The sequence below is a fragment of the Pseudomonas sp. Je.1.5.c genome (genome assembly GCF_051129895.1).
Taxonomy (GTDB): Bacteria; Pseudomonadota; Gammaproteobacteria; order Pseudomonadales; family Pseudomonadaceae; genus Aquipseudomonas; species Aquipseudomonas urmiensis.
This window is the reverse complement of the sequence record NZ_JBCPSP010000061.1, coordinates 1-24,243: the sequence shown is the minus strand read 5'-3', so window position 1 is coordinate 24,243 and position 24,243 is coordinate 1. Positions and strand designations below refer to the sequence as shown.

Annotated in this window: 19 protein-coding genes, 1 rRNA gene and 1 pseudogene; 7 read left to right on the top strand and 14 right to left on the bottom strand. The window is 61.8% G+C overall.

Going from position 1 to position 24,243, the window contains the following annotated elements:
* Together AAZU54_RS25705 and ttcA are read right to left on the bottom strand one after the other, a co-directional pair.
* A partial coding sequence (locus AAZU54_RS25705; protein ID WP_434727829.1) for a DNA-3-methyladenine glycosylase I occupies nt 1-666 on the bottom strand: 666 nt, incomplete at its 3' end.
* A gap of 4 nt (nt 667-670) precedes the next feature.
* Nucleotides 671-1,495: a tRNA 2-thiocytidine(32) synthetase TtcA gene (gene ttcA / locus AAZU54_RS25700; protein ID WP_186554632.1), complete on the bottom strand. Its 825-nt coding sequence runs from the start codon at nt 1,493-1,495 to the stop codon at nt 671-673.
* Nucleotides 1,496-1,779: 284 nt separating this feature from the next.
* Between ttcA and AAZU54_RS25695 the strand changes: the two genes are divergently transcribed.
* Together AAZU54_RS25695 and AAZU54_RS25690 are read left to right on the top strand one after the other, a co-directional pair.
* The gene (locus tag AAZU54_RS25695) at nt 1,780-2,379 is read left to right on the top strand and encodes a Yip1 family protein (RefSeq protein WP_186554631.1); all 600 of its coding nucleotides are present in this window, start codon (nt 1,780-1,782) and stop codon (nt 2,377-2,379) included.
* Nucleotides 2,380-2,506: 127 nt separating this feature from the next.
* A pseudogene (locus tag AAZU54_RS25690) lies at nt 2,507-3,004 on the top strand (SprT family zinc-dependent metalloprotease); the annotation flags it as partial.
* Nucleotides 3,005-3,161: 157 nt separating this feature from the next.
* On the opposite strand, the gene AAZU54_RS25685 reads toward AAZU54_RS25690, so the two are convergent.
* The 4 genes from AAZU54_RS25685 to AAZU54_RS25670 form a co-directional block, all read right to left on the bottom strand.
* Nucleotides 3,162-4,484, bottom strand: coding sequence for a dicarboxylate/amino acid:cation symporter (locus AAZU54_RS25685; RefSeq protein WP_186554629.1), 1,323 nt, complete (start codon nt 4,482-4,484; stop codon nt 3,162-3,164).
* 391 nt (nt 4,485-4,875) lie between these two features.
* A complete protein-coding gene (locus tag AAZU54_RS25680) occupies nt 4,876-6,222 on the bottom strand; it encodes an ATP-binding protein (protein ID WP_186554628.1) in 1,347 nt (448 codons plus the stop codon).
* A complete protein-coding gene (locus AAZU54_RS25675; RefSeq protein WP_186554627.1) occupies nt 6,219-6,896 on the bottom strand; it encodes a response regulator in 678 nt (225 codons plus the stop codon). Before AAZU54_RS25675 ends, AAZU54_RS25680 begins: the two co-directional genes overlap by 4 nt.
* Nucleotides 6,897-7,065: 169 nt before the next feature.
* The gene (locus AAZU54_RS25670) at nt 7,066-7,671 is read right to left on the bottom strand and encodes an outer membrane protein (RefSeq protein ID WP_186554626.1); all 606 of its coding nucleotides are present in this window, start codon (nt 7,669-7,671) and stop codon (nt 7,066-7,068) included.
* A gap of 145 nt (nt 7,672-7,816) precedes the next feature.
* Between AAZU54_RS25670 and AAZU54_RS25665 the strand changes: the two genes are divergently transcribed.
* Both AAZU54_RS25665 and AAZU54_RS25660 read left to right on the top strand, forming a co-directional pair.
* The gene (locus AAZU54_RS25665) at nt 7,817-8,608 is read left to right on the top strand and encodes a dienelactone hydrolase family protein (RefSeq protein ID WP_186554625.1); all 792 of its coding nucleotides are present in this window, start codon (nt 7,817-7,819) and stop codon (nt 8,606-8,608) included.
* A gap of 123 nt (nt 8,609-8,731) precedes the next feature.
* On the top strand, nt 8,732-9,433 hold the full coding sequence (locus AAZU54_RS25660; RefSeq protein ID WP_186554624.1) for a 4'-phosphopantetheinyl transferase family protein: 702 nt from the start codon (nt 8,732-8,734) through the stop codon (nt 9,431-9,433).
* Nucleotides 9,434-9,436: 3 nt separating this feature from the next.
* On the opposite strand, the gene AAZU54_RS25655 is transcribed toward AAZU54_RS25660, so the two are convergent.
* Nucleotides 9,437-11,044 carry an ATP-binding protein gene (locus AAZU54_RS25655; protein WP_186554811.1) on the bottom strand — a complete coding sequence of 536 codons (1,608 nt, stop codon included), beginning with the start codon at nt 11,042-11,044 and terminating at the stop codon, nt 9,437-9,439.
* Entirely contained in the window at nt 11,041-11,745 is a 705-nt protein-coding gene (locus AAZU54_RS25650) for a response regulator transcription factor (protein ID WP_186554623.1), read from the bottom strand. Before AAZU54_RS25650 ends, AAZU54_RS25655 begins: the two co-directional genes overlap by 4 nt.
* An 817-nt stretch (nt 11,746-12,562) precedes the next feature.
* On the opposite strand from AAZU54_RS25650, the gene AAZU54_RS25645 reads away from it, so the two are divergent.
* The 3 genes from AAZU54_RS25645 (at nt 12,563) to AAZU54_RS25635 (ending at nt 17,494) form a co-directional block, all read left to right on the top strand.
* Nucleotides 12,563-15,442, top strand: coding sequence for a ribonucleoside-diphosphate reductase subunit alpha (locus tag AAZU54_RS25645; protein WP_186554622.1), 2,880 nt, complete (start codon nt 12,563-12,565; stop codon nt 15,440-15,442).
* Between the two features lie 173 nt (nt 15,443-15,615).
* Nucleotides 15,616-15,747: a hypothetical protein gene (locus AAZU54_RS25640; protein ID WP_264082861.1), complete on the top strand. Its 132-nt coding sequence runs from the start codon at nt 15,616-15,618 to the stop codon at nt 15,745-15,747.
* Nucleotides 15,748-16,243: 496 nt separating this feature from the next.
* Nucleotides 16,244-17,494 (top strand): ribonucleotide-diphosphate reductase subunit beta, encoded by a 1,251-nt coding sequence (locus AAZU54_RS25635; protein WP_186554621.1) that lies wholly within the window; start codon nt 16,244-16,246, stop codon nt 17,492-17,494.
* An 84-nt stretch (nt 17,495-17,578) separates the two neighbouring features.
* Here AAZU54_RS25635 and AAZU54_RS25630 read toward each other — a convergent pair whose 3' ends face one another.
* From AAZU54_RS25630 to rrf, 6 genes are all read right to left on the bottom strand, one after another.
* Nucleotides 17,579-18,478 (bottom strand): LysR family transcriptional regulator, encoded by a 900-nt coding sequence (locus AAZU54_RS25630; RefSeq protein ID WP_186554620.1) that lies wholly within the window; start codon nt 18,476-18,478, stop codon nt 17,579-17,581.
* Between the two features lie 68 nt (nt 18,479-18,546).
* Nucleotides 18,547-20,574: a pyridoxamine 5'-phosphate oxidase family protein gene (locus AAZU54_RS25625; RefSeq protein ID WP_434727828.1), complete on the bottom strand. Its 2,028-nt coding sequence runs from the start codon at nt 20,572-20,574 to the stop codon at nt 18,547-18,549.
* 30 nt (nt 20,575-20,604) lie between these two features.
* A complete protein-coding gene (locus AAZU54_RS25620; RefSeq protein ID WP_186554618.1) occupies nt 20,605-21,234 on the bottom strand; it encodes a glutathione S-transferase family protein in 630 nt (209 codons plus the stop codon).
* Nucleotides 21,235-21,389: 155 nt separating this feature from the next.
* Nucleotides 21,390-21,944, bottom strand: coding sequence for a UPF0149 family protein (locus AAZU54_RS25615; RefSeq protein WP_186554617.1), 555 nt, complete (start codon nt 21,942-21,944; stop codon nt 21,390-21,392).
* Nucleotides 21,945-22,108: 164 nt separating this feature from the next.
* On the bottom strand, nt 22,109-23,752 hold the full coding sequence (locus tag AAZU54_RS25610; RefSeq protein ID WP_186554616.1) for an acetolactate synthase large subunit: 1,644 nt from the start codon (nt 23,750-23,752) through the stop codon (nt 22,109-22,111).
* Between the two features lie 376 nt (nt 23,753-24,128).
* Nucleotides 24,129-24,243 (bottom strand): 5S ribosomal RNA (gene rrf / locus AAZU54_RS25605).

Sequence of the window (24,243 nt, the reverse complement as noted above, 5' to 3'; positions counted from 1 at the left end):
GTTGACTGTGTGCGCCAGCATCACCGAGAGCTGACACAGCGGCCGGCCACTCTCGGCATGCCACTGATTGAACAGCTCCTGCACCAACGCCCGATCGCGCTGGCTGGTCGGCGCCTTGTCGATGATCCCCTGGGCAATCAACGCCGCCGCCATGTCATCGGTTGGAATGAAGGTGTCCTTGCCGACCATGCGCAAGAAGCGCGGCGCCGACAGTCCACCGAGCTGGTTGCCATGCTTGGCCAGGTACTTCCACAAGCCCACGATATCGGTCACCGGCCAGTCGGCAATGAACGCACCGAAACTGCCCTTTTGCTGCTCGATATCCAGAATCATCTGGGCATTGCGCGGCACGCTCTTGAGCTTGCCCAGGTGGCGGATGATCCGCTCATCCTGCATCAGCCGCTCCAGATGCTCGGCGCCCATCAGCACCACTTTCTCAGGATCGAAACCGAAGAACACCTGCTCGAAGGCCGGCCACTTGGCGTCCACCAGGCTGTGCTTGAGGCCCGCGCGAAACACCCGCAGCGACAGGGTCGATAGGTAGCGGTCATCACCGATATCGCGTAACTGCGCCGGGGTTTTCGGCCGCGGCAGGAAGGCTTCGAGGGCCTTGGCCGAGCCGAAGCGGTTCAGGCAGTACTCATGCAGCCACTGATAATCGCGCATGGGCTCAGATGTTCAGCACGTCAAGGAAGCGCGGCGCGGCGTTTTCGTCGATCTTCAGGCTGTTGAAGTCGAACAGGTTGCGGTCGGCCAACTGCGACGGGGCAACGTTCTGCATGGCGCGGAAGATGCTCTCGGTACGCCCCGGGTGCTTGCGCTCCCACTCCACCAGCATCTCCTTGACCACCTGGCGCTGCAGGTTTTCCTGCGAGCCGCAGAGGTTGCACGGGATGATCGGGAACTCTTTCATGTCCGAGTAGGCCTGGATGTCCTTCTCATGGCAGTAGGCCAGCGGGCGGATCACCACGTTACGGCCGTCATCGGCACGCAGCTTGGGCGGCATGCCCTTGAGCGCGCCGTTGAAGAACATGTTGAGGAAGAAGGTTTCGACGATGTCATCGCGGTGGTGACCGAGGGCCATCTTGGTCGCGCCGATCTCGTCGGCGAAGGTGTACAAGGTGCCACGGCGCAGGCGCGAGCACAGCGAGCAGGTCGTCTTGCCCTCGGGCACCAGCTCCTTGACCACCGAGTAGGTGTCCTTCTCGACGATGTGGTACTCGACCCCCAGTTCCTTGAGGTAGGCCGGCAACACATGCTCGGGGAAGCCTGGCTGCTTCTGGTCCATGTTCACCGCGACGATCTCGAACTTGATCGGCGCCACCTTCTGCAGGTGCAGCAGAACATCGAGCATGGTGTAGCTGTCCTTGCCGCCAGACAGGCAGACCATGACCTTGTCGCCATCCTCGATCATGTTGTAGTCGGTGATGGCTTCGCCAGCGAGACGACGCAGGCGTTTTTGCAGTTTGTTCTGGTTGACCGAGAGGGTGCCCATAGCGCTTGAATCCGCGAGGTGTGACAAAAGCCGGCTATTTTACGCACAAACCGCACGTGGGCGTAGGGCCTGGGCACAATTAACGGCCGTATTCCGATCAAAGACTGCAAGGGAATCAGCAAGCCGTTTAACAGCGCAATTTGCTCTAAAAAGCAGGTATTAAGCGGGGATCTGCTTCCTATACTGCGACATAAGGCCACATTACCGCATGCATCGGTGCCTGGCCTCGGGCCGCAAGCGCTCCACTTGGGGGGCGTTTGGCAACGACGATAGGAGTGACCCGCATGATCCATCACGTTCTGGGGCTGTTTACCCATCCCGATCAGGAGTGGAAGGAGATTCGTGGCGAGGACGAAACCATCAGCCACATGTACCTGACCCACACGCTGATACTGGCGGCGATCCCCGCGGTCTCGGCATTTATCGGCACTACCCAGGTGGGCTGGGTGATCGGTAATCGACCGGCAGTGATGCTGACCATGGAAAGCGCGCTGTGGATGAGCGTGATGTCCTACCTGGCCATGCTAGCCGGGGTGGCGGTGATGGGCGCCTTCATTCACTGGATGGCGCGCACCTACGATGCCACGCCGTCCATGGCCCAATGCATCGCCTTTGCCACCTACACCGCCACCCCGCTGTTCATCGGCGGCCTGGCGGCGCTCTACCCACACCTATGGCTGGGCATGCTGGTCGGCACAGCGGCCATTTGCTACACGGTTTACCTGTTGTATGTGGGCTTGCCGACGTTCATGAACATCCCGTCAGATGAAGGCTTCCTGTTCTCCAGCTCGGTGCTGGCAGTGGGCCTGGTGGTGTTGGTGGCAATCATGGCCGCCACCGTGATCATCTGGGGCTTGGGCGTGGGGCCTGTGTATACCAACTAGATCCAAACCAACACTGGGGCATCAAGTCACGGGCCGCCGCAAGGCGGCCTTTGGCTGCCTGCTGACCGGTGGCTCGGCAGGCCAAAGGTGGTTACGGCATAATGCCCGGCTCAGGAGACTATTCACCGCCATGCCCGAGTTGCTCGAATCCCGCGTCGAAACCTGCTATCAGCAAGCCGAAGCCTTCTTCAAGCGCCCCTTTGCCCGCCCGCAGGTCAGCTTCAAGCTGCGCGGCCAGAAAGCCGGGGTTGCCCACCTGCATGAGAACCTGCTGCGCTTCAACCTGCAGCTGTATCGCGACAACCAGGAAGACTTCCTGCGCCAGACCGTGGCCCATGAAGTGGCCCACCTAGTGGCGCATCAGCTGTTTGGCGACAGCATCCAGCCGCATGGCGAGGAGTGGCAGCTGATCATGCGTGGGGTATACGAGCTGCCGCCCAATCGCTGCCATAACTATGAAGTGAAGCGGCGCACGGCTACTCGCTACATCTATCAGTGCCCTTGCCCGCAGAGTGATTTTCCGTTCAGTGCGCAGCGCCACAAGCTGGTGCGCCAGGGCCGGCGTTATCTGTGTCGGCGCTGCCGGCAGATTCTGGTGTACAGCGGCCAGACGCGCGTCGAATAGACCACCGTTATCGCGGGGCAAGCCCGCTCCCACGCAGCATCTTGTGCCGCTCGTGCTGCGTGGGAGCGGGCTTGCCCCGCGATGAGACCGACGCTGCATCACAAATCCCAGCGATAAAAAAGGCGACCCGAAGGTCGCCTTTGTGCTTACGCCTGAATCAGCGAGCTGGGCCTTCAGCCACGCCCAGGTCGTCAGTCGGACGGGTGTCTTCCAGCGGCGAACCACCGGAAGCCAGTTCGGCTTGCAGCTTGTCTTCGTCCAGCTCCTTGACCCACTTGGCCACGACGATGGTAGCCACGCCGTTACCAATCAGGTTGGTCAGCGCACGCGCCTCGGACATGAAGCGGTCGATGCCGAGGATCAGCGCCAGGCCGGCAACCGGCAGATGGCCGACAGCCGACAGGGTCGCAGCCAGGACGATAAAGCCCGAACCGGTAACGCCAGCAGCACCTTTGGACGCGACCAGCAGCACCAGCAGCAGGGTGATCTGGTGGGTGATGTCCATGGTGGTGTCAGTGGCCTGGGCGATGAACACCGCAGCCATGGTCAGGTAGATCGAGGTACCGTCGAGGTTGAACGAGTAGCCAGTCGGGATGACCAGGCCAACCACGGATTTCTTCGCACCCAGACGCTCCATCTTGGCCAGCATGCGCGGCAGGGCAGACTCCGAGGAAGAGGTACCCAGCACGATCATCAGCTCTTCACGGATGTAGCGGATCAGCTTGAGCACGCTGAAGCCGTGGGCGCGGCAGATACCGCCGAGCACGATCAGGATGAACGCCAGGCAGGTGACGTAGAAGCAGGCCATCAGGTAGCCCAGCTGCACCAGCGAACCGACGCCGTATTGGCCGATGGTGAAGGCCATGGCACCGAAGGCACCGATCGGGGCCAGCTTCATGATCATGTTGATGATGTTGAACATGACATGGGCGAAGCGGTCGATCAGGTCCAGCACCGGCTTGCCGTAGCTACCCAGGCGGTGCAGGGCGAAGCCGAAGATCACCGAGAACATCAGCACTTGCAGGATGTCGCCGTTGGCGAAGGCACCGACCACAGTGTTAGGGATGATGTTGAGCAGGAAGCCGACGGTGGTCTGCTGCGCGCCGGCGGCGGCGTAGGCGGCCACGCTGCTGGCGTTCAGGGTGCTGACGTCAATGTGCATGCCAGCGCCTGGCTTGACCACGTTGACCACGACCAGGCCGATGATCAGGGCGATGGTGGAGACGATTTCGAAGTACAGGAGCGCGTAGCCGCCGGTCTTGCCGACCGATTTCATGCTCTGCATGCCAGCGATGCCGCTGACCACGGTACAGAAGATGATCGGGGCGATGACCATTTTGATCAGTTTGACGAACCCGTCACCCAGGGGTTTGAGCGCGACGCCGGTTTCAGGGTAGTAGTGACCGAGCAGAATACCGATGGTGATGGCAACCAACACCTGGATATACAGGGATTTGTACAGCGGCTGACGTGTCGTCATGGCTAATTTTCCTCAAGTGTGCCGGTTTCCACCCTTCCCAGGGCGGGGGCACCTGAATCGCTAACCCTCCTGCACCTGGAGGGATTTGTCGTTGTGTTCGAGCCGCCTGGGCAGGTCTCTGCCAAGTCAATAGCAAGGGCGATGCCAAAATGCCCGGATTGGGTGCAGGAGCCGGATTTGAAGGGTTTGCTTGCCCAATGAGGGGGCAATGGCGGGGGGAATCGCTGGCGGATTTCCGCCCGGTGGCGGGAATTGAACAGGGTCGATGGCGGGAATCCGCCCGGAGTGTGCCCTGCTGGCCTCATCGCGGGACGAGCCCGCTCCTACAAGATTAGCGGTGACCTTGTAGGAGCGGGTTTGCCCCGCGATGAGGTCGGTACTGACGAAGCACTTAATCGAGGTTGAAGATGATCCGGAACGCCGCGCCGCCCAGTGGCGAATCATCCAGGCTTAGGTGCGCGTCATAGCTGTCGATGATGTCCTTGACCACCGCCAGGCCGATGCCCTGCCCCGGATGCTGGCGATCCAACCGCTCACCGCGCTGCAGAATCCGCTCGCGCTGATCCGCCGGCACCCCTGGCCCATCATCCTCGACGCACAACACCAGGTGGCCGGGCGTTTCCTGCAGGCTCACCCGCACCTGCCCCAGGCATAGCCGATAGGCATTCTCCAACAGGTTGCCAAGCAACTCGAGCAAAGCGCCCTGTTCCATCGGCACTTGGGCGTGCTCTGGGACATCCACGTCGATGGCCACGCGCTTGTCGCGATAGACCTTGGCCAATGTGCTGCACAGGCTGTCGAGCAGCGGTTTGAGCTGCACCCGGTGGCGCACCAGGCCGCTCTTGCGCAAGCTGGCGCGCTGCAATTGATAGTCGATCTGCTGGCTCATGCGCTCGATCTGGCTCTGCAGCACCCGCGCCTGCTCACGCTCGCCACTGCCCTGGCCCATGCTTTCGCCTACCCCTTGCAGCACTGCCAGCGGCGTTTTCAGGCTGTGCGCCAGGTCATCGAGCGAATCGCGGTAGCGCTGGCGCTGCTCGCGCTCGCTGTGTAGCAGACGGTTGAGCGAGCCCGTCAGGCGCAGCAGCTCACGTGGGTGCTCGCGACTCAGGCCGTCGCGGGCGCCGGTTTCCACTTCGTCGAGCTCAAGGCTGAGCCTGCGCAACGAGCGCAGCCCCCAGGTCAGGCCGGCCCAGAGCAGCACCATCAGCGCCAGCAAGGCTGCGCCAAAGCCCAGATAGAGTTTCTCACGCAGGCCATTGATGGTGTCTTGGTACTCACGCACCGGCTGCAGGGCGACGATACTGTAGGCCGCGTTCTTGCCGCCGAGCAGCTTGACCTCGACGTCATAGACGAAGAACTCCTCACCGTCGTCCTGGCGGATGCGCGCGAACTCGTTGCCGCGCCCATCGTAGCGGGGGTGATAATTGATATTGCGGTCGGTGGTGGCCCGCGAGCGCCAAACTTGATTGCCCTGGCGATCGAAGATGTAGCCCATCAGGCCGGTATAAGGCAGGTTGTAGCGCTCATCCGGCAGCAGCTCGGGCATCTGCAATTGGCCATGCTCGATGCGCGCTGCGGAAATCAGCGTGGTGACGTCGGAGGCCAGGCGCTGCTCGATCGACTCTTGCAGCGCCATGCTGAAGGCTTTTTGCAGGGCCGGCAGCAGCGCCAACATAAACAGCAAGGCAAGCAGCGCCGCCGCCAGCATCAGGCGCACGCGCAGCGAGCGAATCATCGGCAGCGCTCGGTGAACAGGTAACCCAGGCCGCGCACGGTGTCGATCGGCTTGAAGCCATGCTCACCTTCGAGCTTGCGGCGCAGACGGCCAACCAGCACTTCGATGACATTCGGATCACGCTCCTCGTCATCGGGATAGAGCTGCTCCATCAAGCGATCCTTGGCGACCACCTGCTGGTGATGACGCATGAGGTATTCCAGGATGCGGTATTCGTAGGCGGTCAGCGCCAGCGGCTGCTCGTCCAGGGTCGCCTGCTTGCGGTTGAGGTCGAGCACCAGCGGGCCGGCGGCAATGGTCGACTGGGTGAAACCACTGGAGCGGCGCAGCAGGGCATTGAGGCGGGCCTCCAGCTCTTCGAACTGGAAGGGCTTGACCACGTAGTCGTCGGCCCCGGCGGCCAGCCCCTCGACTTTGTCCTGCCAGTTGCCGCGCGCGGTAAGGATGAGGATCGGGAAGCTCTTGCCCTGGTTGCGCAACTGGCGGATCAGGTCCAGCCCACTCATGCCGGGCAAGCCCAGGTCGACCACTGCCAAGTCGAAGTGGTACTCCTCGACCTGATACAGGGCTTCCTCGGCGTTGGCGACCGCCTGGACCACATGGCCCGTTTCGCTCAGGCGCGTGAACAGGTGGTGACGCAGCAGCGCCTCGTCCTCGACCACCAGCAGTTTCATGCAGCTCTCCTTCCTCTATTTACTGGCCTCATCGCGGGACGAGCCCGCTCCTAGCGCAACGATGTGCGTCGATACCTGAGCGGGCTTGCCCCGCGATGAAGCCTGAACTGACGAAAAGCATAACAGCGAACCGGCCCCTTCAGCGGGCCGGTCCGGCTTAGCCATCACCTCAGAACTTGTAGTTGGCCGACAGGTAGGTCTGGGCGCTGCTGGTCAGGCGCAGGGTGCCGACCTTTGGACCGCCATGTTCGACCAGCTCGGTGCTGGCGTTGCTGCGCAGGTAACGGTAGCCCAGCTCGACCGAGGCGTTGTCGGTGATGTCCTGGATCACACCGGCCTGCAGGCCGACAGCGTAGCCATAGTCGGTATCGCGACCGTAGCCGGAGGACTCCTGGGACAGCTTGGTCATGCCCAGGCTACCGCCGCCGAACAGTTTGGTGGTATCAGTCACGGGCAGGAACAGGTCGTAGCTGCCGAGCAGGTTTTCTTGGCGCAGCTTGAGGCCGCTATGGTCGTTGGACACATTGTCGTAGGTCAGGTAGTAGCGACCTTGGTCGTTGATCTTACCGACCCGCACGCCCCAGGTGCCGTCCTTGCTGATGATGCCATCGGCGTTGAGATGGTCGGTGTTGCGGTCGAGCAGGCCGGACTTGCGGATCTTGTCGCTGGTCTGGCCGTAGGTGAGGCTGGCGAAGGTGTCGTCGGCCTGGGCGCTGACGGTGAAGCCTGCGGCGCAAACGGCCATGGCAGCGATCAGGGTATTGAGTGTTTTCATAGCTTCGTACTCCAGTTGGATGCGCTGTTTCTGTCTGGAAGCTAGAGTAAGCAGGACGCCCTGAACCGCTGCTGAACCCAGGCTGAACCTTCGCTGAACGAGTCGCACCGATTGTCGAAACGCCATGTCCAAAGGAGCTACGACCATGCGTTTTCTGCTTGCCCTGACCCTGATGTGCAGCGCCGCTGTTACCCAAGCGGCCGTGCAAACCCGCGAGATCGCTTACCAGGACGCCGACGGCAACCGTCTGGTGGGTTACTACGCCTACGATGACGCCATCGAGGGCAAGCGCCCCGGCATCGTCGTGGTGCATGAATGGTGGGGGCTGAACGACTACGCCAAGCGCCGTGCCCGCGACCTTGCTGGGCTGGGCTACAACGCGTTGGCGATCGATATGTACGGCGATGGCAAGAACACCGAACACCCGGCTGACGCCAAGGCGTTCATGGCCGCCGCCCTGAAGGATCCCAAGGCAGCTGCCGCACGCTTCGATGCAGGTCTTGAGCTCTTGAAGATCCAGCCCAACATTAATAAGCATCAACTGGGCGCGGTGGGTTACTGCTTCGGTGGCAAAGTGGTGCTCGATGCCGCCCGCCGTGGGGTAAAGCTTGATGGCGTGGTGAGCTTCCATGGCGCGCTGGTGACGCAGGAACCCGCCAAGCCTGGGGTTATCAGGGCGAAGATCCTGGTGGAGCACGGTGACGCTGACAGCATGATCACACCCGAGCAGGTCGCGGCGTTCAAACAAGAGATGGCGGCGGCCGGGGCTGATATGAAGTTCGTCGGCATTGCCGGGGCCAAGCATGGCTTTACCAATCCGGATGCTGACCGCTTGAGCCATGGCGGGCATGGCGGGCCGGACATCGGCTATGACAAGGCGGCGGACGAGAGCTCTTGGGCGGATATGCAGGCGTTCTTCAAGACTGCGTTTGATTGACTATCGCCGGGGCCGCTTGGCGGCCCATCGCAGGCAAGCCAGTTCCTACAGGGTGCATTGAGCCTGCCAACGGCGGCATAGCGGCCCCTGACACATGACTCATCGGCTGGCACAATATCGGCCATGAACAGACTCCCCGCCTGCTGCGCCCCACTCCAGCACCACTGGCCCCTGCCCCATCCGGTCCCCGGTGCGCAGCTGGTCAGCTGTGCCTTCGACCCCGCCAAGCTTGCCGCCGATGACTTTCAGCGCGCAGGCATCGAACAGAGCGCCAGCTTGCAGCGTTCGGTGGCCAAGCGTCGGGCTGAATACCTGGCGGGCCGCGTCTGCGCGCGGGCCGCGTTGCAGCAACTGGACGGTCGCGACTATGTACCCGGCAGCCATGAAGACCGCTCTCCGATCTGGCCAACCGGCATTCATGGCTCGATCACCCACGGCAAGGGGTGGGCCGCTGCGGTCGTGGCCGCCGATGGCCGCTGCAAGGGCCTGGGTCTGGATCAGGAAAGCCTGCTGGACGATGAGCGTGCCGAGCGCCTGGCCCAGGAGATCCTGACGCCTGCCGAGCTCGAACGTTTGGACCGCAGCCAGTTTGGCCTGACTGTGACGTTGACCTTCTCGCTCAAAGAGAGCCTGTTCAAGACCCTCTACCCACTCACTAAACAACGCTTCTACTTCGAACACGCCGAAGTGCTCGAATGGTCCGCCGACGGCCTGGCCCGGCTTCGCCTGCTCACTGACTTGTCGCCAGCATGGCAGCAGGGGCTCGAGATCGACGGGCAGTTCTGCATCAAGGACGGCCACCTGCTGAGTTTGATCAGCGTCTAGCCCTCAGGACGGCGCCTGTGCCCGTGGCCAACTGAGGCTGAAACACGCACCGCCCAAGCCTTCGCTACGCCCGACCATGGCCCGCCCGCCGTGCCAGTAAATGATTCGTCGCACGATCGACAGCCCCAGGCCGTGGCCGCCCGAGGCACGCGTGCGGCTGTCGTCCAGGCGGGTGAAGGGGGTAAAAATGCGGTCCCAGACGCCTTCGGGAATGCCTGGGCCGTCGTCTTCGACATCGATCCGGCAACGCTGCTGGCCAATCTGATAGCTCAGGCGCACCTCGGACTCGGCATGGCGCATGGCGTTGCCGACCAGGTTCTGCAAGGCGCGGTGCAGATAGCGCGGTTCCGCCTCGACCCAGGCGCCCGCCCCTTCCAGTCCCTGGCATACGCCACGGCTAACGCGTACCTCGGCGCGCAGGGGCGCCAACTCGGCGATCACCCGGTCGAGCAAGGCGTCGAGGTCGACGGCCTGGAATTTCAGTGCCGGTGCGCCCTGTTCCAGGCGAGCGTAGGTCAACATCTCGTCGACCAGCTTGTCGAGGTCTTGAATGTCGCTGTCCATGCCCGCCAGATGCTTGGCCCGGGCTTGTTCACTGTTGGCGGTTTCGATCATCTCCAGGCCAAAACGCAGGCGCGCCACCGGTGTGCGCAGCTCATGCGAAACGGCACGCACCAACTCCCGCTGCATGCTCAGCGAACGCTGCAGGTGCTCGGCCATGCCATTGAACGCTGCCGCCAGACGCCCGACCGAGTCCGCATCGCCCGCTGGCACGCGGGTATCCAGACTGCCCTGGGCAATACGCGTGGCGGCATTCTCCAGGCCCGAAACCCGCCGTTCCAACTGGCGCACCAGCAGGTACACGACCAAGCCGATCAGGCACAGGCCAAGGAAGGCGATAAGGATCAACAACTGCGGTGGATAGAGGTTGAGCTGATACAGCGGGCCGATCTCCAGCACCCAGGGCGAGCCAGGCAGGCCAGCAAACACCCGAATCGAGTCGCCATCCTTACCCAACGCCATCACCGTGTCGCCCTCCTCCACCCGCCGCCGCTGGTCGTCGTCCAGGCCCACGCGCTCCAAGCGCTGCAGGGCGACGTCAAAACCAAAGCCCTTGCTCTGGCGCAGCTCGGCCAGGCGTCGCTGTTGCTCGGTGACCGGATAACGCACCAGTTCATCGGCCAACAGGTACAGCGTGGCTCGCGCCAATTGCTCGCTGACCTGCTGGACCTGGGCTTCGAGCAACACGTCTTCGCGGCCGACCCGACGCAATACTCGCGCCGCATGCGGGCCAGTCTTCTCCACCACCACCAGGTCACGGTAAAGACGCGCTCGCTGGCCGCCGTCGAGGGTCAACGCGCTCATCGGTTGCAGGTCCAGCGGCACACCGAGCAGCCGCTCCCAGATCACCAGCGAACGCTTGCGCTCGACGTCGTTCTGCAGCGCCAGGTTGTCGGCCATCAAACTGAAAGTGCCCTGGGCCAGGCGCTCGCGGTGCTGTTCGGCGCGCACCTGATTGACCAGGTGCAGGCTGAGCACGCCAAGCACCGCGACCAGCACCAGGACGGCGAGCATGCCGCCATAGATACGCAGGAAGATCGAGTTCATCAGGCCTGGGCCGCCTCGGCGACGAATAGATAGCCCTTGCTGCGCAGGGTCTTGATCAGCCGCGGGTGAATCGGATCATCGCCGATCTTGGGGCGAATCTTGGAAATACGCACATCGATGGAGCGGTCCTGGCCGTCGTAGCCGACGCCGCGCAGGGAGGTGAAGATCTGTTCGCGCGAGAGCACACGCCCTGCGTGGCTGGCCAGCAGCCAGAGCAAGTCGAATTCGGCGCCGGTCAGGTCGATCGGTTGTTCGTTGAGCCAGGCCTCGCGCAGGCTGCTGTCGATCCGCAGGGCACCGAATTGCAACTCCTGGCGCTTGCCATCCAGGCTGTCGCTGCGGCGCAACAGGGCATTGATACGCGCCAGCAACAAGCGGGGGCGCACCGGTTTGCACACATAGTCGTCGGCTCCCAGGTCCAGGCCTTGGACTTGATCGAGCTCGTCGCTACGGGCGGTGAGCATGAGAATCGGCCCGGGGTATTGGCCGCGCACCCGGCGGCAGATGCTCAGGCCATCTTCGCCGGGCAGCATCAGGTCGAGGATCACCAGGTCCGGCTGGCTGTCGAGAATGCGCCGCACTGCGCGCGCGCCATCGCCTTCCACTGCCACCTCGAAACCGTTGGCCTGCAGGTACTCGGCGGTGAGCTCAGCGAGGCGCTGGTCGTCCTCGACAATCAGGATGCGGTTGCAGGACTGGTCCATGGCCTTCCTCTGTGTTGTTCTAGTTATCTGCTGTAGGGTGTTGCCTGGGCGGGCCTCATCGCGGGGCGAGCCCGCTCCCACGCTCAGATACGGTTGCGCGCGAGCCACTACAGTGTCCCTGCCGTTCACCAAAAGGCAATATCACCGACGGATACTACGTCGCGCACCACGGACTTCCAAATCTCATCCAAGCCCGCGCCAACACGCCCTGGACTGAACCGTTTTTTGTGATAGGGTGCGCGCCCTAAAAAAACTCTGCCGGGGCATCAACGCGTAGAAAAAAAGTGAAAACCTCATGGGACAAGGCCTACAGCCAATACCCACGAATCACACACAAACTACGCACAAGTTATCCACAGGCGCTCACCTTGCAAAGCCCCCGCGACCGCATTATCTTGTATCCCCATTGCAGCGAACCACTACATATTGGGTTTCGCTTGAAATCACAAACACAAGTCGGCACGCAAACTCAAGCGATTTTTCGGCCTGAACTTAGTGTGATTTGCGCAGCCAAACCGCTCCTGCGGAGGCGACCGAGGCAAGCCCGTCCAAGCGGTCTTGTTCGGGTATGGGTGTTGCAGGCATCGCCTGGTGACACTCGACAGCAACAGTTTTTGGGCCACGGCCCAGAACCTTTGACTTCGGCCAGGGAGCGGCAAGCTATTGCCCCTTATTCCTGAGTCTGTCCCGAAGTCGGTAAGCCCGAGCGGGCGGATGCACGTGCGTGTGCATCCCCGCGGGGCCACCAGGCTAGTGGATGGAACGGTGGGCGCTCAAAAGGCGCCTGAACATATAGAAACTGTGGAGACACCCACCGATGCAAACCGACACAACTCGCGAGAACCCGCAGGCCCAGGTGCCGCAGGGCGCAGATTCGAACCAGGATCTGGCTGCCACCGCACCTGGCCAACTGCGCGTGATCAAGCGCAATGGCACTGTCGTCGCGTACACCGACGACAAGATCACCGTGGCCATCACCAAGGCGTTCCTCGCAGTTGAGGGCGGCACTGCCGCCGCCTCGTCGCGCATCCACGACACCGTTGCGCGCCTGACCGAGCAGGTCACCGCCACCTTCAAGCGTCGCATGCCATCGGGCGGCACCATCCACATCGAAGAAATCCAGGACCAGGTCGAACTGGCCCTGATGCGCGCCGGCGAGCAGAAAGTTGCCCGCGACTACGTGATCTACCGCGACCAGCGCGCCAAAGAGCGCGCTACCCGTGCCAACACCGATGCCGTGGTCGAGCCGCACCCATCGATCCGCATCACCCTGGCCGACGGCAGCAAGGCGCCGCTGGACATGGCCCGCCTGAACACCATCATCAGCGAAGCCTGCGAAGGCCTGGCCGAAGTCGATGGCGAGCTGATCCAGCGCGAAACCCTGAAGAACCTGTACGACGGCGTCGCCATCAAGGACGTCAACACCGCCCTGGTGATGACCGCCCGTACCCTGGTAGAGCGTGAGCCGAACTACTCGTTCGTCACCGCTCGCCTGCTGATGGACACCCTGCGTGCCGAAGGCCTGGGCTTCCTCAGCGTCGCCGACAGCGCCACTCACCACGAGATGGCCGAGCTGTACGCCAAGGCCCTGCCGGCCTACGTGGCCAAAGGTATCGAGTTCGAGCTGCTCAACCCTGCCCTGGCCGACTTCGACCTGGAGCGTCTGGGCAAGGCGATCAACCACGAGCGTGACCAGCAGTTCACCTACCTGGGCCTGCAGACCCTGTACGACCGCTACTTCATCCACAAGGATGGCGTGCGCTTCGAGCTGCCGCAGGTGTTCTTCATGCGTGTGGCAATGGGCCTGGCGCTGGAAGAGAAAGACAAAGAAGCCCGCGCGATCGAGTTCTACAACCTGTTGTCGTCGTTCGACTACATGGCTTCGACCCCGACCCTGTTCAACGCCGGTACCCTGCGTCCACAGCTGTCGAGCTGCTACCTGACCACCGTGCCGGACGACCTGTCGGGCATCTACCACGCGATCCACGACAACGCCATGCTGTCGAAATTCGCCGGTGGCCTGGGCAACGACTGGACCCCTGTGCGTGCACTGGGCTCCTACATCAAGGGCACCAACGGTAAATCCCAGGGCGTCGTGCCGTTCCTGAAAGTGGTCAACGACACCGCCGTCGCCGTGAACCAGGGTGGCAAGCGCAAAGGCGCTGTGTGTGCCTACCTGGAAACCTGGCACCTGGACATCGAAGAATTCATCGAACTGCGCAAGAACACCGGTGATGACCGTCGTCGTACCCACGACATGAACACCGCCAACTGGATCCCTGACCTGTTCATGAAGCGTGTCTTCGATGACGGCAAGTGGACCCTGTTCTCGCCGAACGAAGTACCTGATCTGCACGACCTGACCGGCAAGGCCTTCGAAGAGCGCTACGAGTACTACGAAGCCCTGACCGAGTACAACAAGATCAAGGTGTTCAAGACCATCCAGGCCAAAGACCTGTGGCGCAAGATGCTCTCGATGCTGTTCGAGACCGGCCACCCATGGCTGACCTTCAAGGACCCGTGCAACCTGCGTTCGCCGCAGCAGCACGTGGGCGTCGTGCACAGCTCGAACCTGTGCACCGAGATCACCCTGAACACCAACAAGGACGAGATCGCAGTCTGCAACCTGGGCTCGATCAACCTGCCGAACCACATCGTTGATGGCAAGCTGGACACCGCCAAGCTGCAACGCACCGTGAACACCGCCGTGCGCATGCTCGACAACGTGATCGACATCAACTACTACTCGGTGCCGCAAGCGCGTAACTCGAACTTCAAGCACCGTCCGGTCGGCCTGGGCATCATGGGCTTCCAGGACGCACTGTACCTGCAGCACATCCCTTACGGCTCCGACGCCGCCGTCGAGTTCGCCGACAAGTCGATGGAAGCGGTCAGCTACTTCGCCATCCAGGCCTCTTGCGACCTGGCCGACGAGCGCGGCGCCTACGAGACCTTCCAGGGCTCGCTGTGGTCCAAAGGCATCCTGCCGCTGGACTCGCAACAGATCCTGATCGAGGCCCGTGGCCAGAAGTACATCGACGTCGACCTCAACGAGACCCTGGACTGGGCGCCGGTACGTGCCCGCGTACAAAAAGGTATTCGTAACTCGAACATCATGGCCATCGCGCCAACCGCGACCATCGCCAACATCACCGGCGTTTCGCAGTCGATCGAGCCGACCTACCAGAACCTGTACGTGAAATCGAACCTCTCGGGCGAATTCACCGTGATCAACCCGTACCTGGTTCGCGACCTCAAGGCTCGCGGCCTGTGGGACTCGGTGATGATCAACGACCTGAAGTACTACGATGGTTCGGTCCAACAGATCGAGCGCATCCCACAAGAGCTCAAAGACCTCTACGCCACCGCGTTCGAAGTCGAGACCAAGTGGATCGTCGATGCCGCCTCGCGTCGCCAGAAGTGGATCGATCAGGCCCAGTCGCTGAACCTGTACATCGCTGGCGCTTCGGGCAAGAAGCTCGACGTGACCTACCGCATGGCCTGGTACCGTGGTCTGAAGACCACCTACTACCTCCGTGCCCTGGCCGCGACCAGCACCGAGAAGTCGACCATCAACACCGGCAAGCTCAACGCCGTTTCCAGCGGTGGCGACAGCGCCCCGGTCCAGGCCGCAGGTCCAGCACCTGTGCCGAAGGCCTGCGCGATCGACGAGCCTGACTGCGAAGCCTGCCAGTAAGGCCTGATGCCGCAAGGGGCGCTCTGAGGAGCGCCGCTTGCGGCATTTTTGTCTGTACTGGGGCCTGACAGGGAATCATCACCCGCTGCCTGCCAACCTTCGTCAATGGATAAAAAAGAGTGTCGACACCGCACAGGCGGCATCGGCCCCCACATCCAATGAGGAAGGCAAGCATGGCTCGAAAAAAAACCATCACTCGCAGGATTGGCCGCAATGCTGCAACCGGCCGCTTCACCACGGTCGAAGAAGCGCGCGACAACCCTAAGACCCACATCGTCGAAACGCTTCGCAAGAAGTGCGGCTAGCCCCCGATCGCGGGAGGCGCACAGCCTCCCGCCCCTCCTCTCTCCTCGCTTAAAACACAATATTTTGTGCCAAATCCAATAACCAAACACCACATCTAGCGATTTTTCGGCTACACTCCTTCCCCGTGAAACGACGCGTTATTCGTGAACGGAATCGCCCTGTACCGGTCGAAAAATTACCGCAGACCGGCCCAGCGTCGCTCCGATCGCCTGCGAATTCCGTTATACTTCGCCCCCCAAAAAAGGGTTGAGCCAATGATCGACTGCGTGACACAAGCCCCGCTTGGCCAGACCGCATGTTTTGTCGTTGCCACACTGTTTTCAGGCGTCCTGGCCCCTCGTTCGAGGACAGGCCAAGCGCTGACCCGACAATTTCAAATGTGACGAGAGCGAGCTCTCACTGCCCGCCGTATTGCCTTATGGGCCTTGCGTAGTACAGGCATCACCTCAAATCCAACCGGTTGCCCCGCGCAACCCTCTAGCAGGAGCCAGGACCATGCTGAGCTGGGACGAATTCGATAAAGAAGACGGCGAAGTCGCCGCCAAAGGCAGCACCCCCGCGCAGGCCAACGCCGCCGCTACCCTCGACAAGCTCGACAGCGCCGGTGGCGCCGCCGCCCTGGAAGCGCGTGCCGCTACCGCTTCTGACTCCGAGGCGGTCAAGCGCGCCAAGGCTGCCCTGAACGACCTGGACATCGCCGAAGGCCTGGCTGAACTGGAAGGCTCCTCGGCCCGCGTTGCGGTTGACGAGAAGCGCATGATCAACTGCCGCGCCGACCTCAACCAGCTGGTACCGTTCAAGTACGACTGGGCCTGGCAGAAGTACCTCGACGGCTGCGCCAACCACTGGATGCCGCAAGAGGTCAACATGACCGCCGACATCGCCCTGTGGAAGAGCCAGGACGGCCTGACCGAAGACGAGCGCCGCATCGTCATGCGTAACCTGGGCTTCTTCTCCACCGCTGACTCGCTGGTTGCCAACAACCTGGCGCTGGCCGTGTACCGCCTGATCACCAACCCGGAGTGCCGCCAGTACATCCTGCGCCAAGCCTTCGAAGAGGCGATCCACACCCACGCCTACCAGTACTGCATCGAGTCGCTGGGCATGGATGAAGGCGAGATCTTCAACATGTACCACGAGATCCCATCGGTGGCGAAAAAGGCCGCCTGGGGCCTGAAGTACACCCGCGCGATCTCGGATCCGGAGTTCAACACCGGCACCCCAGAGACCGACAAAGAATTGCTGCGCAACCTGATCGCCTACTACTGCGTACTGGAAGGCATCTTCTTCTACTGCGGCTTCACCCAGATCCTGTCGATGGGTCGCCGCAACAAGATGACCGGCGTTGCCGAGCAGTTCCAGTACATCCTGCGTGACGAGTCGATGCACCTGAACTTCGGCATCGACGTGATCAACCAGATCAAGATCGAGAACCCGCACCTGTGGGATGCCTCGATGAAGGAAGAAGCCACCCAGATGATCCTGCAAGGGACTCAGCTGGAGATCGAATACGCCCGTGACACCATGCCACGCGGCGTACTGGGCATGAACGCCGCGATGATGGAGGACTACCTCAAGTTCATCGCAAACCGTCGCCTGACCCAGATTGGTCTGAAGGAAGAATACCCAGGGACCACCAACCCGTTCCCTTGGATGAGCGAGATCATGGACTTGAAGAAGGAGAAGAACTTCTTTGAGACGCGCGTGATCGAGTATCAGACGGGTGGGGCGTTGAGCTGGGACTGATCTTCCCGCTCAAACTGGAAAGGGCTGCCCAATGGGCAGCCTTTTTTGTGAGCGCTTGATTGGTCTGCCTTGATTCACATCCACTCAATTCAGATACCGATGCGCCCGCAACTGCTGCGCCAGCCTATCGATGAAGGCGCGCACCTTGGCCGAGCCGTACTTGCTCTCCCGGTGCAGCACATGAATCGGCCAAGGCGCCTCTTCGTACGCTTCGAGCACCACCTGCAAACGACCGGCAGCCAGATCGCCCGCCACCTGATAGGACAGCAGCCGGGCGATCCCCAGGCCAGCGCTGGCGGCCACGATGGCTGCGTCATTGCTGGTAACGGTCAGGCGCGGCTTGAGCCGAACCTGGATCGGTTCATGGGCCGGCCCGAACTTCCAATCCAGTCGCGGTGACACGCCGCTGGCAGCGATCACGGTATGCTGCACCAACTCACTCGGATGCTGCGGCACGCCGTGGCGGTCGAGGTACTCCGGCGAGGCGCACAACAACCGGCGCACCTGGCCGACGTACAAGGCCTTGAGGCCCGAGTCGGGCAGCGGGCCGATGCGCACCGCAACGTCCATGCCCTCCTCCACCAGGTTGACCACCCGATCGAGAAAATACGCCGACACATCAACCTGCGGGTAGGCCCGCAGGTAGTCGACGATGCAAGGCATGACGAAGGCTTTGCCGAACAATAGCGGCGCGGTCACCGAGAGATTGCCCTTGGGCGCTGCATTGACCCCGGCGGCGGCTTCGTTGGCTTCGACGATGCTGGCGAGAATGTTGCGGGTGTCTTCCAGATAGCGGCTGCCCGCTTCAGTCAGGCGCACACTGCGGGTGGTGCGCAGCAGCAGTTTGACCCCGAGGGTTTCCTCCAGCGTGCTGATTGCGCGGGTCACCGCCGCGGGCGAGATGCCCAGACGGCGGGCGGCGCCAGCAAAGCTCTCCAGCTCGCCGACGGCCACCAACACCTTCATCAGGTGGATCTGATCCATGCCGCGCCCCCGTGGTTGTCGTGGGGCGATTATTCGCGGGGGCAACACGCTTGCACAAGTGCGGCGATCTATAGATCCAGTACCAACGGTTGAGCACTGTCCCCCTCTAGCTGGGCTGGAACTGCGCAGCAGATCAACACTGAGCCGCTTTCCGGCAGTTCTGCCGGTGGATTCAGGTAATGCACCTGGCCACTGAGCAAACGGGTCTTGCAGCTGCCACACGAACCGCCCCGGCAACTGAAGTCCGGTGACAGACCACGATTCTCCGCCAGTTCCAACAAGCTGCCGCTGTCAGGTGTCCAGCGTGCCTCCTTGGCGGAACCGGCGAAATACACCGGCACTGGCACACTGGCTGCGGGCGGCTGCACCAGGGGCGGCTGCGCGGCATCGCCGTGGCGTTTGAGCGTTGAAGGTCCGAAGGCCTCGGCATGCAGGCGATGATCCGGCACGTTTACAGTACGTAGTCCGTCGTAGATATCCTGGGTGAAACCAGGGGGGCCACACAGATAGAAGTCGTAGTCATCCAAGGCCAGGCGACTCTTGATCTGCTCAATACCCAGGCGCCCCGTGAGCTCGTAATCGCGTCCCTGTTGCGCATGCGCTTCCGGCTGGCTCAGGGCTCGGTGCACGCTCAGCGCACTATTGGCCTGTCGCAGCGCAGCCAGTTCCTGCTGGAATGGCAACTCAGCCAGGCTTCGAGCGCCTTGGAACAGATGGATAGGTCGGCTGGGATTGCGCGTCAGCTGCTCGCGCAGCATTGCCCAGAGCGGGGTGATCCCCACGCCCGCGCCAATCAGCACGACCGGGCGCGGGCTGTCGCTATCGAGCTTGAAACTGCCCATCGGCAAGCGCACCTGCAGCAGGTCACCCACGGCAACCTGTTCATGCAAGTGCCGCGATGCCGGGCCTTGCGCCCTGACGCTGATACGCACATAGCCATCGGCGGGGGCACTGGACAGGCTGTAGGTACGCACCACTGAATCCTCGCCCAGGCGAACACGCACAGGTATGTGCTGACCTGCGGCGAATGGAACGGGCAAGCCGTCCTGTGGTTGCAGATAGAACGAGCGAATATCGCGGCTCTCTTGCGCTATCTGCAGCACACGCCAATCCTGCCACTCTCGTTGGACCTTGCTCTGTTTCAAGCGCTGCTCGGCCTCGGCCCAGGTGCCAGTCATCAGGCTGGTCGGCGCATACTCCTCGAACGCCCAACGCAGCGACACGCCAGCTGGGCGCAGCACCACTTGCTCGATTTCAAGCGTCCAGAGCCGCTCGGCACCTTCGAAAGCGGCTATGGCCGGGCTCTGCAGAATTAGCTCGGTGCGACCTGAAAGCTGCAGCACATCACCACTGGCAAAATCGACGAATAGCAGCCCGGCCCGTGGATTGAGCAGCAAATTGCCAAGGGTGTTGAAATGCAGGTTGCCGGCATAATCGGGGATGGTTAGGCGATTGCCCTCGACCTTGATGAAGCCTGCGCGACCTCCGCGGTGCGAGACATCCACCGAACGCTGAGCGTCGTCGTGATCGACGTAGCTTGCGACAAAAAAGGTGTCGGCCGACTCGATCATCGCAGTCGCCCGAGCATCCAATATCGTCGAATCCTCACGCGGCATTGCAGGTTCGTCGACTCGTCGGTAGTCACGCAACTGAATGTACTGCGGGCAGTTGCCGAACGATTGCTCCACTTCAACCAGCAGCTGTCCCGCTGCGCCCCGGCTGATCTGGCCATTGATGCGATTGCGTCGCCGGGTGTGCAGCTCGATGCCCAGCAAGCCGATCGCTTGGCCTGCCGCAATACCTGATGCAGCAGGATCATCAGCTGCCGGTGTAGCGGATATCACCAGCTGGCGGGGTTCGGGTGAGGTGACGAAGCCTTCTGGGCCTTCGAGCAGGGTCGCCCAAGGCCTGCCCTGGGCATCTACCGTGCCGGCCACCATGAACGGCAACTGATGGTAGAACTGGCGATGCTGATCGGGCATGTAGTCGCGAATGACCTTTTGCCCGAACTGCTCCATGCGCTCGGCGACGCCGACCTTTTCCTGCAGGCTTTTTTCGCCGGGGTGCCAGGGCGAAGTTCGATGGTGTGCGCGCATGGTGGAATACCTCGCAGCGTTGGGTGGCGATCAATCTGCGCTTTGCAGGCCCACGGCGGTGCGTGGCATCGCTACGAATCCGGGCAGCGCCTCGATGCGCGCCAACCAGGCACGGACGTTAGCGTAAGGCTCCAGCGACACATTGCCCTCCGGCGCGTGGGCGATGTAGGAGTAGTTGGCGATATCAGCGATGGTGGGCGTATCCCCGACCAGGAATGGCGACTTGGCCAGTTCACGGTCCATCACTGTCAGCAGCGTGTGGGCACGTGCGATGACTTCCTCGGTATTGAACGTGGCGCCGAAAACAGTCACCAACCGCGCAGCTGCAGGGCCATAGGCGACCGGCCCGGCAGCCACTGACAGCCAGCGTTGCACTTGGGCGGCCGCGTGTGCTTGCTCGGGCAGCCAGCGGCCCTGGCCGTAGGTCTTGGCCAGATACACGAGGATGGCATTGGAATCGGCGATCACCGTACCGTTGTCGTCAATCACCGGCACTTGGCCGAACGGGTTGATGGCCAGGAACTCGGGCTGCTTGTGCGCGCCCTTGGCCAGATCAACCAACACCAGTTCGGTGGGCAGGTTGAGCAGCGAGAGCATTAGCTCGATGCGATGGGCATGGCCAGATTTCGGGAAGTTGTACAGTTTGATGGCGGTCGACATGATTGCGCTCCAGGCGGGTTAGGCTGTGGAACACATGCTGCGCCTAATCTGCTGGCAACAGAATCAGTGCAAGGGGCAATCCATAATTTCGCCAAACGAAATAATCATTAGCGAGCCATTCACGGCCAGGGCGCGAATGGCGCTGCGCGAATAAGTCAGTGGCGCTGCTGCTTCTGGTAGCGATACAAGCCACGCGCGGCATCGATAACCAGCGGCACGCAGGCTTGCAGCTCATCGAAGCTCATCGAGTCGAGCAACTCGAAGTTATCTTCCAGGCCATGCAAGGAGATCGCCTTGAGCAGTGCATCCTGCTCCGGTGGCAGTGCGTCCCACTGGGCGACCTGGGTGCCACGCATGTAGCCAAAGCACCACTCTTCGAGAATGATCGCCGGCCCTTCCTCGCCCTCGTTCTCTTCGAACAACGGCTCGAAGTGCTCCAACTGCTCGGCCAGCTCGGCGGCTACGTCATTGCAGTAACGCAGCATCAGTGCGGTGTAGGCCTCTTCATGAGCGGGACGTTTGAACTTAGGCACTTTGCCGCCGCTGACGGCGGGTAACCATTTTTCCGGGGTGACGGTGGTTGGCGAGCTGGCAAGCGCGGTAAAGAAACCATTGAGCTCGGCCAGGTTGAGCACGGAGAAGTCGTTGCCGTAGGTGATCAGCAGGTCTTCGAGGCGGGCGAGTTCTTTGTCATTGAGGCGGGGAAGCATGAGTCTGGGTGTCCTGGGTAAGGAGTTTGGGTGCACCCTAGCACATGATCAGGTGAAGCACAGAGGTGTTGTCTGGGCTGGCCTCATCGCGGGTCAAGCTGCTCCCACAAGGCCTGAATTGGCTCTGTGGGAGCGGGCTTGACCTGCGATAGAAGCATCAGCGTTTAGACCGCCAGCGCGCGCTCACGCAGCTCGCTGTTGAGGATACGGTCGTTCTCCGAGTAGTCGACCGGGCAGTCGATCACGTGCACGCCTGGGGTCTTGATGCAGTGCTCGAGCAGCGGCAGGAAGCCTTCGGCGCTTTCTACACGGTGGCCGTTGGCACCATAGGCTTCGGCGTATTTGACGAAGTCCGGGTTGCCATAGTCCAGGCCGAAATCGGTGAAGCCCATGTTGGCCTGCTTCCAACGGATCATGCCATAACCGTCGTCACGCAGGATCACCACGGTGATGTGCATCCCTAAGCGCACTGCGGTTTCCAGCTCTTGGCTGTTCATCATGAAGCCGCCATCGCCGCACACCGAAATCACTGGGCGATCTGGGTAGACCAAGTGCGCCGCCATGGCCGATGGCAGGCCGGCTCCCATGGTCGCCAGGGCGTTGTCGAGCAGCACGGTGTTGGGCTTGTGCGCCTTGTAGTTGCGGGCGAACCAGATCTTGTAGATGCCGTTGTCCAGGGCGACGATACCTTCCGATGGCAGCACGCGGCGGATGTCGGCGACCAGGCGCTGCGGGTAGACCGGGAAGCGATCGTCGTCGGCACCTTCGGCGATCTGCACTTCGTTGGCTTCGCGAATCGCCATAAGGCGAGTGAAGTCCCAGTGCGAGGTATCGCCCAAGCCTTCGCCGATCTGCCAGACAGCGTTGGCGATGTCACCGATCACTTCGACCTGCGGGAAGTACACGGCATCGACTTCGGCGGAGCGGAAGCTGATGTGAATGACTTCAGTGCCGCCACGGACCATGAAGAACGGCGGTTTTTCGATCACGTCGTGGCCGATGTTGATGATCAGGTCGGCAGCCTCGATCGCGCGGTGCACGAAGTCACCGGACGACAGCGCAGCATTGCCCAGGAAGCGTGGGCTGCGCTCGTCAACCACACCCTTGCCCAACTGGGTAGTGACGAACGGAATGCCGGTCTTGTCGATCAGTTGCTTGAGGACCTTGGCAGTCATCTTGCGGTTGGCGCCGGCACCGATCACCAGGATCGGGCTGCGGGCGGTGCGCAGTTTCTCGATGGCGGCTTCGATGGCCACATGCTCGGCCAGCGGACGGCGGTGCAGGCTGCGCGGGATCGGCATGGCATCAGTCTGCTCGGCAGCGATGTCTTCCGGCAGCTCCAGGTGCACGGCACCCGGCTTTTCTTCTTCAGCCAGACGGAAGGCTTCACGCATGCGCGCGGGGATGTTGTCGGCCGAGGCGAACTGGTGGGTGTACTTGGTGATGGGGGCCATCATGCCGCACACGTCGATGATCTGGAAGCGGCCCTGTTTGGACTTCTTGATCGGCTTCTGGCCGGTAATCATCATCATCGGCATACCGCCCAGGTAGGCGTATGCACTGGCGGTCACCAGGTTGGTCGCGCCAGGGCCGAGGGTCGACAGGCTGACGCCGGTCTTGCCGGTCAGGCGGCCATAGGTGGCGGCCATGAAGCCTGCAGACTGCTCGTGGCGGGTCAGTACCAGCTTGATCTTCGACTTGCGCAGGGACTCCAGCAGGTCGAGGTTCTCCTCACCAGGAATGCCGAACACATACTCGACACCTTCGTTTTCCAGGCATTGCACAACGACATCGGCGGCCTTAGCCATCTTGCTTGTTACCTCAAGTAGTAGGACGGTGGAGACGTCCAGGACGGTCAGCACGGTGTACTGACTTCGGTCTGTCGCGGGCGGAAGGTGCCCCCGAATCTAAGTCTTGACGCTGACTATGTGCGAGAAAGTCACGTCATCGAACTGCAATATTGTCGCACCTATCGTGTAGGAGAGATGTGCTTGTTCGGACAAAATGCATTTGCTTGAGGGGGAAAGGCGGGAGGGGTTGAGCGCGGGGCAGTTGCGGCCTCTTCGCGGGCAAGCCCGCTCCTACAGGAGGCTTGGCAAGGCCAGGTATCGGGCGCTGCATATAGCAGGCCGGAAAAGACAAAACCCCTACCTGCTCGCGCAGATAGGGGTCTTGCGAAATGAATCTTGACGATGACCTACTCTCACATGGGGAAACCCCACACTACCATCGGCGATGCATCGTTTCACTACTGAGTTCGGGATGGGATCAGGTGGTTCCAATGCTCTATGGTCGTCAA